Source organism: Streptosporangium sp. NPDC002524, from assembly GCF_040295985.1.
In the GTDB taxonomy this organism is placed as follows: domain Bacteria; phylum Actinomycetota; class Actinomycetes; order Streptosporangiales; family Streptosporangiaceae; genus Streptosporangium.
The window spans coordinates 646,702-663,557 of the sequence record NZ_JBEOWK010000001.1; the positions used below are offsets into that span (position 1 = coordinate 646,702).

Genomic DNA, 16,856 nt, shown 5'->3' on the forward strand with positions numbered 1-16,856 from the left:
ACGGGGTTGACCGACCAGCGGAACCAGGCCGCGAAGAGCTCGCGCGGGAGCCGGGCCAGGGCCACGGAGAGCCGCACCGGCACAACCGGAGCCAAGGCTGGGGCCGGGAAAGTCTCTCCGGCCGAGGTCGGCGGAGCCACCCGGACCGGGAACATCCGGGCGGAGAGTGCCCGGAGCGGGGGCACCGGGGGTTCCGAGACCGGCGCCGAGAACTCGGGCGGGACGCAGGCGACCCTGGTCCCCGTGGAGGTGACCCGTGCCACCGCCCCGAGCGAGAACGTGGTGGGCGACCGGGTGCTGATCGCCGTGCAGCCGGTCAACATCTCCCGGCTCTCGACCCACCCGGTGCCGACCGTGCCGGGCACGCTGATCGTGGTCGCGGGCGCGGGGCCGAAGGACTCCAACGGCGCGGGCAAGTCGTCGTTCATCGCGATGATCACCGCACTGCTCGGAGACGAGCAGTGGCGTTTCGCCTCGGGGGCGAAATCCGTCGCGGAGCTGCTGTTCAACGCCGAGCTCGCGGCGGGCGGGGGCGGCCGGACGTGGGCCAGCGCCGACCACGGTTACATCGTCGGCGTCTTCGCACCGGCCGATCCCGCGCACACCGGCCCCGTCCCCACCGGCCCCGCGAGCACCGGTTCCGCGCCCACCGGTTCCACGAGCACCGCCGGTCTCACGGTCGGCGCTTCCGCGAGCACCGCCCCCGTGGGCACCGGCCCCGCTGGCGCCGCCTCCGTGGACGGCGATTCTCCAGGCGGCTCCTCGGACACGGTCTCCCCGAACGCGGTCCCCCCGGAGGCGACCTCCGAAAACACGGCCTCCCCGGACGCGGCCTCCCCCGATCCCGGCTCCCCGCGTCACCCCTCCCTGGACGACGCCGTGACCGTGTGGCTGCGGGTCAACCAGGAGGCGCCGCACCTGGAGATCAGGTGGATCCAGGGCGTGCACCTGGCGGTGGCGGCCTCGGAGGCGGAGCGGGTGGCGCGGGCCGACGAGCTGTGGACGGCGCTGCCCCGCTCGGCGGGACGCCGCGACGTGGTGGCGCGCGACCTGACCAGGTTCCTGTACGGCGACCGCGTCAGGTGCGTGTCGTTCCTGTCGACCTCGGTACGCAGCAAGGTCGCCACCAACCTGCTCTCCCAGCCGCTCAACGAGATCTCCCCCGAACGGGTCTTCGAGGCGATCGCCGCGCTGACCGGCCTGGACTCCGAGCTCGACCAGGAGCGGGAGGCCCGTCGCGACGAGCACGCCAGGCGGGTGCGGGCGACGCGGGCCATGGAGCTGCTCCGGGAGTTCGAGGGCGAGTCGCGTACGCTCCTGGAGACCTTCGACAGGCGTGACCGGGCCCGTGTCCGGCTGGCCGACGCGCTGCGCTGCTGGCGGGGGCGGCTGGCGCGCAGGCTGGCCGACGCCGGGCAGCGGGACGACGCGTTCGCGGCCGAGCTGGAGCGGGTCCGCGCGGCGGGCGGCCGTGCCACGGAGGCGATCACCGAGGTCAGGGCCGAGATCGCCACGCTCAAGGACGACACGTTGGAGCGCGGGCTGGCCGAGGCCCGCAGGGAGCTGACCGCCCTGCAGGCACGCGCGGCGAAGCTGGACGCCGACCGGGCGGTGGCGGAGAACTCGGTCGACGAGCTGCGCGGCTGGATCCCCGGCCTCGAGGAGCAGCGCCGCCTGGCCGACGGGCGCGACGTGGCGACGGCGGGTGCCGAGCTGGCCGAGGCGAGGACACGGCTGAACGAGGCGCTCAAGGCGCTGGGCGTGGCCGACCGGGAGGCCGAGGGGGCGAAGGCCGCGCTGGACGACGCCGAGGGCGGCCCGGCGGCGGCCCAGCTCAACGCGCTCGCCGAGGCGGGCGTCGGGGCGACCGGCCTGCTCGACGCGATCGACGTCGCCGAGCAGGCCCGCGACGACGCGGCCGCGCCGAGGCGAGGCGGTCAGGCCGCGCCCGCGCTGGGAGCGCGCGGGTGGCCGCACGAGCACGCGGTGATCGTCGACGCGGCCGACCTGGAGGCCGCGGCGCGGGCTCTGGGCGCGCTGCCGGGATCGGTGCTGGTCAGCGCGGCGGGCGTCACCGTCGTGGGATCGTTCGAGGTCGCGGTCACCGGCCGGGAGGCCCGCATCAAGGCGGCCGAGCAGCGCCTGCACCGGGCACGCGACACCCAGGAGAGCGCGGCGGCGGTCGTGCGTGCCGCCGAGGACGCCGTGGCCGAGGCGGGCCGGAGGCTTGAGGGGGCGAAGGCGTCGGTGCAGCTGGCCGACATCGAGCGCCGCCTGGCCGAGCGGCGGGGCGCGCTCACCGAGCTGTACGAGGCGCTGGCCGGGATCGCCCCGAAGGTGGACGAGGCCGAGCGCCGGGCGAGCGGCCTGGACTTCCGGGCCCGTACGAGAAGCATGGAGATCGAGCGTCTGGAGGGCCGCAGGGCCCGGCACGAGTCCGACCGCGACCAGGCCGCGGAGCAGGCGGCGAGGATCGCCGCCGACCGCGACGCGCTCGGGCTGGACGCGCTGGCTGGCGACTGGGGCGGCACCGTCGACGGAGCCCGCGAATGGCTGGGCGCCCTGGACGAGCAGGAGCGCCCGCTGACGTCCGAGGAGTGGTGGCGGGCCGCCGAGCGCCGCCTGGACGAGGCGATGCGCGACACCTTCCCCGGCGAGGACGAGGAGATGCCCGAGGAGCTGCGTTTCCTGGTCAGGGAGCGCACCTCGCCCGGCGCCGGGCGCACCGCCCGCGAGCAGGCGACGTTCCCCGGCGTGTGCTCGGCGCTCGCGTCCTACCTGCGCGGCCAGGAGGAGTACGAGCGGCACCGGCGCCGCCAGATCGAGACGCAGATCGTCACCCGGCAGCGCGACCTGACGGCCGCCGCCAGGGGCGCCGAGGAGGCCGCCCAGTCCACCGCCGTGCACCGGGCCGCGCTGACCGCCGCGATCAGGGCGCGGCTGACCCGGGTGGCCGAGGAGTTCGACAAGCTCGACACCTCGTACGGCGGCTACGGCGCGACGCTGGAGTTCCCCGTCCCGCCCGCGCCCGCCGACCCCGAGCAGCGCTGGGCGTGGCGGGTGACGCCCAAGTGGCGCAGGGGCGAGGGGCAGGGGTTCGTGCCGTACAACCGGCGGGCGAACACCGCGCTGATGGACGAGAAGGCGGTGAAGCTGGTCTGCGCGGCGGCGATCGCGTCCTCGGGCGGCGGGCACCTGTGCCTGGTCCTCGACGAGCTGGGCCGCAACCTCGGCAAGGAGCACCGCAGGGAGGCGGTCGCGCTGTTCCGCCGGATCGGCGAGACGTACGGGATCACGGTGATCGGCGCGCTCCAGGACGACATGGAGCCCTACGCCGTCGACGCCTGCGGGCAGTACGTCAAGCTGCGCCGCTCCTCCGACGCCATGCCGTACAACGAGCCGCCGATCGTCATCGGCCACGACCTGCACGCCGAACGGGTGCGCGCACTGGCCGCCGCGGTGAGCCGGTGAGCGAAAAGCTCATGGGTGGGAAGAGCGGTGAGCGCGTTCGGACGGCGCTCACCGGTCCGTGGTGACCTCCGGGTCCTTTCGCCGCCCAAGGAATGGGTAACCGCTGAGGTTGAAGCCCGGAGGCCAGAGCGTCATGCGTCATTCATGACCACGAGATGCCATATATCAGATATGCCGGAATTGTGAGGTATCCGGAAGACGATTAACCGACCGCCGAAGATCGATTACGACGCGAGGCGATACAACCGCACGTGGCGCGGGTGTTTTCCCAAGACGTGCATCGGGCCGAGGCGGCCGCGCGTCTCTCCGATCGCGGCGGCCCCCTCGGCATGACCGGCTGAATCGGTGAATCGGCCTACGCCCACGGGCCAGCGGAGACACGGGGTGCCCGCACCCGCCGCCCAGCTGGAGATCATGGCAGCGCCCCATGACATAAACGAAGATGCGCAAGGCGGCCAGGATGGACGTTTGGCTGGTTTTGTAACTTCAGAACGGGAGATATCTTTAGATTCCCTACGCCTCACCTTGTGCGCCCTATATCCTACGCAAAGTCACGTTTTCAAAGGGGTGCCGAGAGGGAGCCGGTGTGGCATTGTCATGGGGCGATCTCCCGGTCGGGAGGGTGCTCCGCCTCGCCGGAGTTGATTCCAGCATTGACGCCAATGTAATGGAATTGTTGCTGAATCCCTTACCGGAGACCGGTCCCGCCGTCGTCACCTACACGGCGACCGGCGGTGAGTCGGCCTCGGAGGTGGTGGAATCCATCCTCCGCGAGCTGGAAACACTGGCCATCGGGCTTTTCCCCGCCTGGTTGCCCGAAGGGGAGAGACTCTCCGGTCCCGGCGGTGGCGGAGTGGCGGCGGCGAGGATTCTCGCGATGCGCCTGGCATCGAGCACCCGTCATTTCGGACCGTTCCTGGCCGACCTCGCCGCCCGGGCCATCCGGCACAGCGGCCCGCTGGTTCCCGGACAGCGCGCCCCCACAGGACGATCGTTCCCCGCGGAGTCGCGGGCGGCCGGTCTGGCCCGGGTCATCGCCTCCACGTTCGGCCGCGAATCGGCGGCGCTGGTCGTCTATGTGCCGGAGAAACCGACCTCCCATGAGGAGACGGTCCTGGTCGCCGGATGTGAGTGGCTGGCACACCGGAGCGGCATGGGGATCTGGCTCGTCGGTCCCGAACTGCGCCGCGTCGAGACCCTCTACCTGAAATTGCCCGCGGCGGTCAGGAGACTGGCCGAGGAGATGACGGCACCGCCGCTCACCCCGACGGCAGGAGTGCCGCCGATCGCCGGAAAACCACATCCGGCGAGTGTGGTCGAGCGGGCGATGGAGGCGGCCCTGGCGGAATGCGGGTGGGCTCGTGGCCGGACGTGGAATCAGACGTATCAGTCCAGAGACCCCTTGTTCGTGATGATTCGCACGGATCTGATGTGGGCCCCGGAGAAGTGCGTCGTGGAACTCGACGGACCGGAACACGAGACGCTCGCCCAGATGGAGCGTGACCGGATTCGTGACCGGCACCTGGAACGTGACGGGTTCACGGTGTTGCGATTCACCAACCAGCAGGTGATGAGCGAGCTGGGGGCGGTTTTGCGCCACCTCGAAGGATTTCTCCGGGGCCGACGCCTCGGAATGAACGAAGGAGCAGGCTGATGTCCGAAGGAAGACTCACGTATCGGCAGGTCGCGGTTCTGCTCGTGCTGAGGGAGCTCAAAACCGCGTTGGCCCACAAGGAACTGAAAGAGGAGTGGGGCTTGGAGCTCGACGCCAAGAACCGCGCGGGTCTCGTCGACGCCAAGCTGATCGAGTTGGAGACCAGAGAGCGTCGAGCCCTGTGGTACGCGATCACACCGGCCGGTGAAGAGCGCGCGGTCGAAGAAGTACGCGCGGGAGTCCCGGTGACCTCCCGCTCGGGCAAGACGTTGGCTCTGCTGTACCTGCGGTCCCTTTCGGCGCCCGAAGTGACGGTCCCGGCCGTTGAGGAACCCGTCCGGGCGCCGGTCACGACGCTGTCACCGGAGGAGGTGGAAGGGCGCATTCGCGCGGCGTACGCGAAGATCACGCCTGGCACGGGCCGGTGGGCCGCGATGACCAAGCTGCGAGCCCTCCTGACGGACATCGACCGGGATCTCCAGGACGACGTCCTGCGCACCATGATGCTGGCGGGACGGGTGGACATCGAGCCGGTCGCGATCTTGGGTGACCTGAAGCCCGAAGACCACGCCGCCGCGATCGTCATCGGCAGCACACCCAACCATCAGTTCCGCGTCGGAGCGTGACGATGGTTACCGAATGGTACGCACTGGAGAGCCTCAAGCCCTTCTCGACCGTCAACGCCACTGAGGATATCTGGCAGCCGGTTCCGTTCCACGTGCCAGAGATGCACCCGGCGGCCTCCTACGCTCTTCGCTCGGGACTGGCCGCCGCCACCGACTCTCCCGCGACCAGCCCGATCGGGGTGGTCCTCGAGGGCGGCGCCGGAAGCGGAAAGACACACCTGATGAGCTGGCTGCGTGAGCAGGTCATCCAGCGCGACGGCTACTTCTTCCTCATGAGCATTTTCGACGCCCGCAACTTCTGGGAAAGCGCGGTCGTGTCCGTCCAGGACGGGCTGGCCCGGGTGGGCACGGACGAGGAGACCCAGCTCAAACGGTTCCTCCGCAATCTGACGGGCCGGATGCGGCTCCCACGAAAAACCCAGCAGGCGATCATCGGTAACCAGACGGTCACCCCCGAAGACCTCGACCTGTTCATCGAGGCCCTGTACGACATCGACCGCCGGGTCGGCAGAGAGGCACAGGACGTCGCTCGGGCTCTGGTGCTCCTGGGTGCCGGCCACAACGCCCTGGTGGCCATCGGCGAGTCCTACATCTGCTCGATCGCGGACGGCGAGAGCGACCGGTCGAGGTGGGGCTTCCGGCAGGTCCGCAAATCTCCGCAGGAGATCGTCCGTGACATCTCGCGGCTGCTGGCGTTGACCGGCCCGAGTGTCGTGGCCTTCGACCAACTCGACACGTTCATCGCGCAGAGCAGCGTCTACGTCGAGGGCAGCCCCGACCCAGTGGCGACCGCGGCGGTCCTCCAGTTCGCCCACGGGCTGACCAACCTCCGTGAGATGACCAGCCGGACCCTGACGGTTCTCTCCTGCCTGCCGGAGACGTGGACGCTCGTTGAGGTTCTGGCCGTCCAGAGTTTCAGGGATCGCTTTCACAAGGCCGCGTTCCTCCGGCGCATTCCGACCCCCGCGGTGGGCGCGGAGCTCGTCACCATGCGACTCGCGGAGCACTTCAAGGACATCGGTTTCGACCGGCCGTATCCAACGTGGCCGATCAGGCCGGAGGCCTTCGCCCAGGCCCCCTTCTACACTCCGCGTGAGGTCCTGAACCGTCTGTCCCAGCACATCCGGGCGTGCCTGATACAGGGCAAGGTCACCGAGTTGGACAGCCTCGACGCGCCCTCGAACGTGGTCGATCCCGTTGTGAAGCGCGACCCCGAAGAAGTGCTCCGGGGGATCGACACCAAGTTCGCGCTCCTGGCGGACTCGGCCGACGTCAGCGGAGCGCTGGAGGCCGAACGGGAGGACGCGGTTCTTCCCGGCCTGCTCTCGGCGGGTCTCCAGGCATGGGTCGTGGAACGGCGTGGGACGTTCGCGCCCTACCGAGTCGATCCGCCGATGGGCCAGAAGACCTCTCTTCACGCGGGTCTCAAGCAGGTCCTGAACGAGGCGACCGAAGACGAGATCCACTGGGCGTTCCGCGGCATCGCCGCCACGCATCACCTCGCGGCGCTGACCCGGCTCCGCAAGGCGGTGCTCAAAGCCGGTCTCGCGGAGGAGAATCCCAAGCGCCGGTTGATCGTCATCCGGAACATCCCGTGGAACTCCGGGCCGGTCACCCAGGAGTCGGTCGCCGCCTTCCGCGCCAGGGGCGGCCGGGTGATCACGGCCGACGAGGAGGATCTCAGGGTGCTGTGCGCCCTGCGGGACCTCTTCGCGGAGAACCTCCCGCACATCGACCAGTGGATCGCCGACAGGAAACCCACCGCCAACCTCAAGCTCCTCAGGGACGCCCTGGGTGATTGGGCGGATCCGACCGCTCCGCGGGTGCCCCAGGCCCCAAAAGACCCAGAGGGGCCGCCCGCGCAGGCGAAGCCCCTGCCGGCCCGTAAGGTCGGCGCCTCGGGCCACTCTCCGGAGAGCGGGCCGGTCGGAGTACCGTCGCTGACCGTGGGGCGCTCCTACGATCGCGGGATCCCGATCTCCGTCGAGTTGGAGGCGCTCCGTAAGCACGTTGCGATCTTCGCGGGATCCGGCTCGGGGAAGACCGTTCTGATCAGGCGAATCGTCGAGGAGTGCGCGCTCCAGGGCGTCTCCTCGATCGTGCTCGACCCGAACAACGACCTCGCCCGCCTCGGCGACGCCTGGCCGGAGGAGCCTTCCGCCTGGAATCCCGGTGACGGGGATCTGGCGGCTCGTTACATCGCGGACACCGATGTCGTGGTCTGGACACCGCGCCGGAAGAAGGGCCGTCCACTCGCCTTCCAGCCGTTGCCCGACTTCTCCAGCGTCCGGGACGACGTCGACGAGTTCAACGAAGCCGTCCATGCCGCCATCGCGGCGCTCGCTCCGCGCGCGAAGGTGGAGGGCGGCACCGGCAAGGCCCAGGTCGCCCGGGCGGTGCTCACGGAGGCGGTTGTCCACTTCGGGAAGTACAAAGGTGGCGGCCTCGACGGGCTGATCAATCTGCTCGCGGACTTTCCCGAAGATGTCAGTCGGATCAGCGGAGCGGTGAAGATCGCGGATGGGCTCGCCCAGGTGCTCCGGGCCGCCGCCGTGACCGATCCGCTGTTCGGCGGGGAGGGTGAGCCGGTCGATCCGGGGCGGCTTCTCACTCCGGCCTCGGGGAAGCGGGCCCGGGTGTCGGTCATCAGCTTCGTGGGGCTGCAGAGTGACTCCGAGCGGCAGTCCTTCGTGAACCAGCTGCAGATGGCGCTGTTCGCCTGGATCAAGAAGAACCCCGCCGGTGACCTGCCCCTTGGCGGGCTCTTCGTCATGGACGAAGCGCAGACCTTCGCCCCCTCGGGCGGCATGACCGCGTGCACGCAGAGCACGCTCGCGCTGGCTTCCCAGGCCCGGAAATACGGGCTCGGGCTGGTGTTCGCGACCCAGGCGCCCAAGGGCCTGCACAACAGGATCCCGGGCAACGCCGCCACGCAGTTCTACGGCCTGCTCAACGCGGATGTGCAGATCGAGGCGGCCAAGGCGATGGCCCGCGTCAAGGGCGGCAGCGCCGATGACATCGGTTCGCTTCGCAGCGGCCAGTTCTACGTCGCACCCGAGGGCGCGGGGTTCGCGAAGTTGCGTACACCCCTGTGCCTGACCCATCATCCCAGGGCGCCGCTGACGACCGAGGAGGTCATCGCCCGAGCGAGCCGATGACCTCGCAGGTCAGCTGCTCATCACCCGTGGTGTGATCACTCGTGGGGAGGATCGTGCGCGCCGCCGGAACGTCCGTCCCGGGCTGCGGCCGCACGGTCTCTCCCACCCGTGGGACCTCCGTCGCTCATCGCGACTCCACGTGTCACCAAGACGATCAAGGTCGCCCCGTTCGGCGTTCGGGAGCACCACGCCGGTCAGCTCGCCGGGCGGCTCAGGTCCTCGGGGCTGGCCGAGGACGGGAATCCCGTGCTGGCCCCCCACATCTCCGCGAACCGGCCGTCGTCGATGCGCCGCGCACATCGCCCAGCTCATCCTCGAAGGGCTACGGCCCCAGTCCCGGTAGGCGACACACCCGGCCGTCTTCGTGGGCACTTCTCGATCGCGCAGAACCTTCACGTCCTCTCCCTGCTTTCAGCACACCTCCATGCTTGGCTTCGCTCATGGAAGGGGAACGGGAACGGGACATGGGACGGCGTCTTGAGACCGTTCCGGTCAGAACAGGCACAACGAGGGAAGACAGGACGGGCTGCGTCGCCTTCTTCGTGGTGATGTCGCTGCCGGTGCTCGCGCTCGTGGATTGGACCGTCGCGACGGCCGTCATCCGTGCTGTCCAGTGTGGGCACCATGAGCGGGGAGGTGTCCTGGACTGCGGTGGCTCACCCGCGATGGGGGAGGCCTTCCCCATGGGGGCGCTGTCGGCGGTGCCGATGCTGGCCGCGCAGATGTGGCTGATCGGTTTCGCGATCCGGCGGATTTCAAACGGGCCGCGCCCGCTCGCTCGAAGACGGCACTCGTGCCGTAGAAGCCGCCGGCGCGCATGACGGTCTCCCCGCCGACGGCCCGGCTGGGATTGCATGATCGTTCCATTGACGAGATCTTGTGGGGTAGCCCCGATTCCCTCAGGAGACGACATGTTGCCCCTTCATATGCGCCGCCAGGAGTTCGACCCCGATCCCGAGTTGACCGTCGCTCGTGAGCAGCCCGGTCTGCAGCGCGTTCCCACGCCCTACGGGCCGGAGGCCTGGCTGGTCACCCGTTACGACGACGTGCGCGACGTGCTCAGGAACGCCGAACTGTTCAGCTACGCCAGCGGCATCAACCTGCCGCCCATGAGTGAGGAGCAGGCCAAACGTCTCCGCGCGGGGGCGTTGCTGATGATGGACCCGCCCGACCACACCCGGTTGCGCCGCATGCTGACCCCCGAGTTCACGATGCGCCGTATCCGCCGCCTGGAGCCCCGGGTCCGCGAGATCGTCGCCGACCATCTGGACGCGATGGAACGTACCGGCGCACCGGCCGATCTCGTCTCCCAGTTCGCCACCCCGATCCCGTCGCTGGTCATCTGCGAACTGCTTGGGGTGCCCTACGAGGACCGGGACGACTTCCAGGCCCTCAGCGCCACGCTCCTCGACTTCAACCGCCCGGCCGAGGAGCGCGGGAGGGCGCAGATGGGGCTGAGCGCCTACATGACCGGGCTGGTCGGGCGGGCGCGGGCCGAGCCGGGTGAGGACCTGATCGGCATGCTGGTCCGCGAGCACGGCGACGACCTGACGACCGACGAGCTGGTCGGCATCGGCGGGCTGCTGCTGGTGGCCGGGCACGAGACGACGGCCAACATGATCGGCCTGGGCACGCTGGCGTTGCTGCGCCACCCCGAGCAGCTCGGCCTGTTCCGCGAGGACCCGGCCAGGGTCGACGGCGTGGTCGAGGAACTGCTGCGCTGGCTGACGATCGTCCACCAGGGCGCCACCAAGGTGGCCGCGGCCGACACCGAGATCTCCGGGGTGCCGATCGCGAAGGGCGACCTCGTGGTGGTCTCGCTCCCGGCCGCCAACCGCGACCCGGCGCTGGCCGAGGACCTGGACCGGCTCGACATCGAACGGCGCGACCTGCCTCACGTCGCGTTCGGCTACGGCGCGCACCACTGCATCGGGGCGCCGCTGGCCAGGATGGAGATGCGCATCGCGTTCTCCGCCCTGTTCGAACGTTTCCCGGGGCTGCGTGAGGCGGGCGAGCCGGAGTTCCGTTCGTTCAACGTCGTGTACGGGCTGTCGGCGTTCCCCGTCGCCTGGTGATCTCCTCGGTCCCCTGGGCGCCGACGAACACCGGCGCCCACGGTGACCGCCGGCCGCGACTCGCCAGTGTCCGTGGGTGGTCGTCGAGGTACGGGACCGTCGCCGGGCGTACGACCCGAAGTTCCGGCCGGTTTCAGGCCGTGGGCAGCCGGTTGACGGGGTGGTCGCCGGTCGCCCAGAGGTACTGGACGGCGTAGGCGCGCCAGGGTCGCCAGGCGTCGGCGTGGCGGGTGAGCGCCGCGGGGGTGACGGGCAGGCCGAGATTGCGGGCGGCGGCGCGGACCCCGAGGTCGGTGGGGATGAAGGCGTCCGGGTCGCCGAGGGCGCGCATCGCGATGGTCTCGATGGTCCAGGGCCCGAGTCCGGGCAGCGCCGAGAGCCGCGCGCGGGCTCGTTGCCAGTCGCCTCCGGTCCCGAGGTCGATCTCGTCACCCGCCAGGGCGGCGATCAGGCCGGTGAGCGTCGCGCGGCGCGTCCGGGGAAGGGCGAGCCTCGCAGGATCCAGCGAGGCCAGCGCCTCGGGGGTGGGGAAGAGGTGGGTGAGACCCCCGTCGGGGTCCGTGATCGGCTCGCCGTAGGCGAGGACCAGCCGGGCGGCATGGGTGCGGGCGGCGGCGGTGGACACCTGCTGCCCGAGCACCGCGCGTACGGCCAGCTCGGACGCGTCGACGGTACGGGGCACCCGGCGGCCGGGGTGCTCGTCCACGAAGGGCGCGAGCACCGGGTCGGCGCGGAGCCGGTCTCCCATGGCGACGGGGTCGGCGTCGAGGTCGAGCAGATTTCGGCACCGGCCGATCGCGGTGGAGAGGTCTCGGCGGTCGCTCAGGACCAGGCGGCAGCCGACGTGGTCGGGCATCGGCCACAGGCTGACGACGCCGTGGCCGTACGGCAGGCGCAACGTGCGGCGGTACGCGCCGTCTCGCCACTCCTCCACCCCGGGCACGGCGGTCGCCGCGAGATGCCCGAACAGGTTGCCGGGACACAGCGGAGCCTGGAACGGCAGCCGCAACGACACCGTCCCGTGGTCGTCGGCCACCCGTCGTTCGCGGGACGACACCGACACCGGCACCGGCACCGGCACCGGCACCGGGAAGGCGTAATCCTCACAGCCGGACCCTGACCGGGACCGATCCTCACCGCCGGATCCTGACCGGGAGGACTCCTCACCGCCGGACCCCGACCGGGAGTGATCTCCGCGGTCGATCCCCGTCTGAGCGTCACGTCCCCCTGGCCGGGAGGGCTCCTCACCGCCAGGTCCCGTCCGGGCGGCGCGGTCCCCTGACCGGGAGTTCTCGTCATGCATACCTGCAGTGTCCAGGAGAGCGGCGGCCGTCCTGCCCGCATCCCCCTCGAAAAGCGCACACCTTCCTCACCTGGCTCGTGATATCCGCGCCGTAAAGCCCGCGCCTCGCGTGATCCGAACGGCTTTCGGGGCAGGGGCGCAGCCATGCGCGGACGAACGGATTCTCACTACTGGGGTGTGGTACTCGACGCACCCGACGCACAGGAACTGGCGCGGTTCTACGCGCGCCTTCTCGACTGGAAGATCACCAAGGACGAGCCCGGCTGGGCCACGGTCGCACCGGCCGACGGGGTCACGTACCTGGGTTTCCAGACGGCCCGGAACTACGTACGCCCGGTCTGGCCGAACGCCGACGGCTCGCAGCAGATGATGATGCACCTCGACCTGGAGGTGGACGACCTTTACGGCGCGGTCGACCACGCGATCGAGATGGGCGCGACACTCGCCGCCCACCAGCCGCAGGACGACGTCCGGGTCCTCCTCGACCCCGCCGGGCACCCATTCTGCCTCTACGTGGACAAATAAAACGCTTGTCGCATACACGCCGCGCTTGTGGAGTGTGGAATCGGGTTTTTCGCTGATTGCCGCACATCGCGGGGTGCCGTGCCCGCTATTCCGGCCGTACGGTGAGAACGGCGGCCTCTTGCACGGGGGCCGCCGGTTCGGCCGGAATGGCGCACCACACCGTACGGCCGACCGCCCCGAAGTCGCGGACGCCCCAGTTTCCCGCTGAGAGTTCGTTGACGATGAACAGCCCTCTCCCGTCCTCCGCGTCCAGGGACGGATCGTCCCTCAGGCACGGTTTGCTCGACGCGGAACCGGGGTCGGTGACCTCCACGTATACGAAGTCGTTGACCACCTTCAGGACGACCATGACCAGGTCCCCCACGGGGCCGGGGGTGGAGTGCTCGACGGCGTTCGTGGTGATCTCGGAGACGGCCAGCCGCACCCGTTCGTAGGCGGGGTGGTCGGGGCCGAGGAGCTCGCGCACCATCGCGCGGGCGCGTGAGACCGACTGGGGCTCTCTCCGCAGGAAGGTCTCCCCTAGCTTTCTGGCCGTTTGCATGGTGAACGCCCTTTCGCCCTCCGGGCTTTCTCGCCTCGTCGACCCGGGTCAGGCGACCGCCCGCCGGGTATTCCAAGAATCCCAAACAACCACTACTGTCGGTAGTGACTCCGAACGCACGGTCACTACACAGATGTGTGGAGCCGGGCGTGCATTCGACAGGAGCCGGGAGCGTGCGTTCACGAGAGGACACAAATGACCATCCCCCCGGGCATTGGTTCCACAGTTTCCCCAAAGGAATATTTCGCCGCAGAATTCCGCAGACGTCGTAAAGAGGCAAATCTCACTCAAAAGGAACTGGCCGACGACATCGGGTGGTCGGTCAGCATGGTGAGCATGGTGGAGCTCGCCCACCGGAAGGCTCCCCAGGAGATGATCGAGACGATGGACAAGGTCCTGAAGCTCGACGGTGCCCTGACGAACCTGTGGGATCTCGTCAGCCACGTGGGCAGCCAGCTGCCCGACTGGTTCAGGCCCTGGATCGAGATCGAACGGGAGGCCGAGACCCTGCGGGCCTGGCAGCCCCTCATCATTCCGGGCCTGCTTCAGACCCGCGACTACGCCGAGGCGATCCTGCGGAGCAAGCCCCGCATCACGCCGGAGCAACTGGATGAGTACGTCACGGCCCGGATGGAGCGCCAGACCATCCTCGACCGGGCGAACCGCCCCATGCTCTGGGCGGTTTTCGACGAGGGCGTCCTGCTCCGTCCCGTCGGCGAGGACAGCGTGATGGCGGCGCAGCTCCGCCACCTCACCGAGATGAGCGAGCGCCCCGACATAGTGATCCAGATCCTCCCCCTCGACGCCCGCGCGACGATCGGCCTCACCGGGGGCTTCGTCCTCGCGCACGCGCGCAGGGGCGTGGTCAACGCGGCCTACATCGAGTCGGCCGGTGCGGGTCAGGTAACCGATCGCCCCGACGAGGTCGCCGTCCTAGCATTGCGGTACGAGGCGATCCGCGCCGAGGCGCTGTCCCAGCGCGAGTCGTTGAAGCTGATCAAGGAGACGACCAAGAAATGGATCTGAACCGGGAACTGGCAGAGGCGACGTGGACCAAGTCCACCCGATCGGGAAACAACGGCGGCGAATGCGTCGAGGTCGCCGGACTCTCCGGCGGGCGCCGCGCCGTCCGCGACAGCAAGGACACCACCGGCCCCGCACTCGTCTTCACCGCCACCGAATGGACCACCTTCATCCACGGCATCAAGAACGGCGAGTTCGGCTGACCAAGGGAGACGACCACGCGATGAACCTGAACCGGGAACTGGCAGAAGCGACGTGGACCAAGTCCACCCGATCGGGAAACAACGGCGGCAACTGCGTCGAGGTCGCCGGACTCTCCGGCGGACGCCGAGCCGTCCGCGACAGCAAAGACACCACCGGCCCCGCACTCGTCTTCACCGCCACCGAATGGACCACCTTCATCCACGGCATCAAGAACGGCGAATTCGGCTGACCGCTCCGAGCCCCGGGGCCGGGTCCCGCTCACGGCCCCGGCCCCGGCAGGCCGCCTGGAGCACGACGCTGACCGCTCACACCGACGACGTACCGGCCGTCGCGTTCGGCTCCGATGACAACGCCTCGCGGAGACGTCGTCGCCGTACCTGTCTCGTTGACGTCAGGGCCGTTCAGCCGCCCGGAAGAATCAGGCCCGACTCGTACGCGGCGATGACGGCCTGGGCCCGGTCCTTGACGGCCAGCTTGGCGAACACGTTACTGACGTGTGTCTTCACCGTGTGCTCGCTGACGACGAGCACCGCGGCGATCTCCGCGTTCGACAGGCCGCGGCCGAGCAGCGAGAGCGTCTCCCGCTCCCTGCAGGTGAGCAGGTCGAGCCTGGGGGACGGCTTCCGCGGCCGCCGGGTCACCATGTCGTCGATCAGCCGGCGGGTCACGGCGGGCGCGAGCAACGCCTCCCCGGCCGCCACCACCTGGACGGCACGCACCAGGTCGTCCCTGCGCACGTCCTTGAGCAGGAAGCCGCTCGCCCCGGCACAGAGGGCGTCGTAGACGTAGTCGTCCTGGTCGAAGGTCGTCAGCATGACGACACGCGTGTCCGTTTCCCGGCACACCACCCGCGCGGCGTCGATACCGTCCATCCGCGGCATCCGGATGTCGAGGAGCAGTACGTGAGGACGGTGGGCGCGCACGGCCTCGATCGCTTCGACGCCGTCACCCGCCTCGGCGACCACGCGGATGTCCGGCTGGGTGTCCAGGATCAGCGCGAATCCGCTGCGCACCAGCTCCTGGTCGTCGGCCACCACCACGTCGATCGCCATCACGTCACCTCGCGAGCCCGCACGGGCAGCCGTACCGAAACCTGGAAGCCCCGGCCCGAAGGGGCCGGGCCGAAGGAGGCGGTCCCGCCGCACGCCGCGGCCCGCTCCCTGATGCCGATCAACCCCTGACCGCCCTCGCCACTCTCGCCGCCCCGGCCGTCGCGGCCGTCGCGGCCGTCGCGATCCGGCCCGCGGCCGTCGTCGGTCACGGTGACCCGCAGCGCGTCCTTCTCCCAGGCGAGGTGGACCCGCGCCGATCGGGCGCCGGCGTGCTTGACGACGTTGGTCAGCGATTCCTGGATGACGCGGTAGGCGCCGACCTCCACGTCGTGCGGTAGTTCGATCGGCGTGCCCGTCTCGGTGAGACTCGCCTGCGGGACCCGGCCGACCAGTACGGGGATGCGGTCCAGCGTAGGCTGCGGGTCGAGTGATCCCTGCGTCTCCTTGAGCAGCCCGAGCATCCGGCGCAGCTGTCCCATGGCGTCCCTGCCGCTGGCGGCGATCGCCTCGAACGCCGCCTCCGCCCGCTCCGGCCGGGCGCGTACGGCGAGCGGGCCCGCCTCCGCCTGGACCACCATGACGCTGACGGCGTGGGCGAGGATGTCGTGCATGTCCCTGGCGATCCGCGCGCGCTCGCGCTGGGCCGCCCGCTCGGCGGCCAGCTCCCGCTCCCGTTCGAGCCGCATCGCCCGCTCCCGCAGCGCCAGTGCCTGCTGCCGGCTCAGGGCCGCCACCCGGCCCAGGGCGTAGGCCGCCAGCCACGTCGCCATCCAGCGCACGTAGATGTCCATCGACAGCGGCAGGAACAACGGCCCCGCCGCCGTGACCACGATGGCCGTCAGCCGATGCGGTCGCGGCGATCGGCAGGCCACGGTGTAGATCGCGACCATCCATCCGTACCAGAGCGGCTGGTTCGGCCCGTCGCCGATGACGTCGTAGAACGGGATCGCGATCGTGACGGCGAACATCACCGTGAGCGGAAACCTGCGCCGCAGCAGCAGGGGCACCGAGGCCGCCAGCACGGGCACCAGCAGCGCGCTCGGCCACGCCCGCACGGCCGAGACGAACGGCGCGAGCTGCGCGGCCAGGACGCCGACGGTCAACACGAGGTCGACCAGGGCGGGCGGCAGCGCACGGAGTCTGGCCAGAAGCGCCATGAGCACACGTAACCACAACCATCCGCCCGAGCACATCGCCGGTGCGAGCTATTTGCGAGCACGCCTC

Annotated in this window: 13 protein-coding genes; 9 read left to right on the forward strand and 4 right to left on the reverse strand. The window is 70.0% G+C overall.

The features are described from left to right. Positions 1 to 6: 6 nt before the first annotated feature. The 5 genes from ABT053_RS02695 (at position 7) to ABT053_RS02715 (ending at position 10,984) form a co-directional block, all read left to right on the forward strand. A complete protein-coding gene (locus tag ABT053_RS02695) occupies positions 7 to 3,471 on the forward strand; it encodes a coiled-coil domain-containing protein (protein WP_502991698.1) in 3,465 nt (1,154 codons plus the stop codon). Between the two features lie 586 nt (positions 3,472 to 4,057). Beyond that, positions 4,058 to 5,125: an endonuclease domain-containing protein gene (locus tag ABT053_RS02700; protein WP_350967067.1), complete on the forward strand. Its 1,068-nt coding sequence runs from the start codon at positions 4,058 to 4,060 to the stop codon at positions 5,123 to 5,125. After that, on the forward strand, positions 5,125 to 5,751 hold the full coding sequence (locus tag ABT053_RS02705; RefSeq protein ID WP_350967068.1) for a hypothetical protein: 627 nt from the start codon (positions 5,125 to 5,127) through the stop codon (positions 5,749 to 5,751). Before ABT053_RS02700 ends, ABT053_RS02705 begins: the two co-directional genes overlap by 1 nt. A gap of 2 nt (positions 5,752 to 5,753) precedes the next feature. Further along, a complete protein-coding gene (locus ABT053_RS02710) occupies positions 5,754 to 8,909 on the forward strand; it encodes an ATP-binding protein (RefSeq protein ID WP_350967069.1) in 3,156 nt (1,051 codons plus the stop codon). Between the two features lie 911 nt (positions 8,910 to 9,820). Next, positions 9,821 to 10,984: a cytochrome P450 gene (locus tag ABT053_RS02715; protein ID WP_350967071.1), complete on the forward strand. Its 1,164-nt coding sequence runs from the start codon at positions 9,821 to 9,823 to the stop codon at positions 10,982 to 10,984. Positions 10,985 to 11,117: 133 nt separating this feature from the next. Here ABT053_RS02715 and ABT053_RS02720 read toward each other — a convergent pair whose 3' ends face one another. Continuing rightward, entirely contained in the window at positions 11,118 to 12,071 is a 954-nt protein-coding gene (locus ABT053_RS02720; protein ID WP_350967072.1) for a DNA-3-methyladenine glycosylase family protein, read from the reverse strand. 393 nt (positions 12,072 to 12,464) lie between these two features. On the opposite strand from ABT053_RS02720, the gene ABT053_RS02725 reads away from it, so the two are divergent. Beyond that, entirely contained in the window at positions 12,465 to 12,812 is a 348-nt protein-coding gene (locus ABT053_RS02725; protein WP_350967073.1) for a VOC family protein, read from the forward strand. Between the two features lie 85 nt (positions 12,813 to 12,897). On the opposite strand, the gene ABT053_RS02730 is transcribed toward ABT053_RS02725, so the two are convergent. Continuing rightward, positions 12,898 to 13,353 carry an ATP-binding protein gene (locus tag ABT053_RS02730; protein ID WP_350967074.1) on the reverse strand — a complete coding sequence of 152 codons (456 nt, stop codon included), beginning with the start codon at positions 13,351 to 13,353 and terminating at the stop codon, positions 12,898 to 12,900. A gap of 195 nt (positions 13,354 to 13,548) precedes the next feature. On the opposite strand from ABT053_RS02730, the gene ABT053_RS02735 reads away from it, so the two are divergent. Genes ABT053_RS02735 through ABT053_RS02745 form a run of 3 tightly spaced genes read left to right on the forward strand, consistent with a single transcriptional unit; the run spans position 13,549 to position 14,809 of the window. After that, positions 13,549 to 14,379, forward strand: a complete 831-nt coding sequence (locus ABT053_RS02735; protein ID WP_350967075.1) for a helix-turn-helix domain-containing protein — start codon at positions 13,549 to 13,551, stop codon at positions 14,377 to 14,379. Then, positions 14,370 to 14,579 (forward strand): DUF397 domain-containing protein, encoded by a 210-nt coding sequence (locus ABT053_RS02740; RefSeq protein WP_350967076.1) that lies wholly within the window; start codon positions 14,370 to 14,372, stop codon positions 14,577 to 14,579. Before ABT053_RS02735 ends, ABT053_RS02740 begins: the two co-directional genes overlap by 10 nt. A 20-nt stretch (positions 14,580 to 14,599) precedes the next feature. After that, complete coding sequence (locus ABT053_RS02745) at positions 14,600 to 14,809, forward strand: DUF397 domain-containing protein (protein ID WP_350967077.1); 210 nt, start codon at positions 14,600 to 14,602, stop codon at positions 14,807 to 14,809. Between the two features lie 172 nt (positions 14,810 to 14,981). On the opposite strand, the gene ABT053_RS02750 is transcribed toward ABT053_RS02745, so the two are convergent. Further along, the gene (locus tag ABT053_RS02750) at positions 14,982 to 15,632 is read right to left on the reverse strand and encodes a response regulator (protein ID WP_350967078.1); all 651 of its coding nucleotides are present in this window, start codon (positions 15,630 to 15,632) and stop codon (positions 14,982 to 14,984) included. Continuing rightward, positions 15,632 to 16,789, reverse strand: coding sequence for a sensor histidine kinase (locus ABT053_RS02755; RefSeq protein WP_350967079.1), 1,158 nt, complete (start codon positions 16,787 to 16,789; stop codon positions 15,632 to 15,634). Before ABT053_RS02755 ends, ABT053_RS02750 begins: the two co-directional genes overlap by 1 nt. Between the last annotated feature and the right edge of the window lie 67 nt (positions 16,790 to 16,856).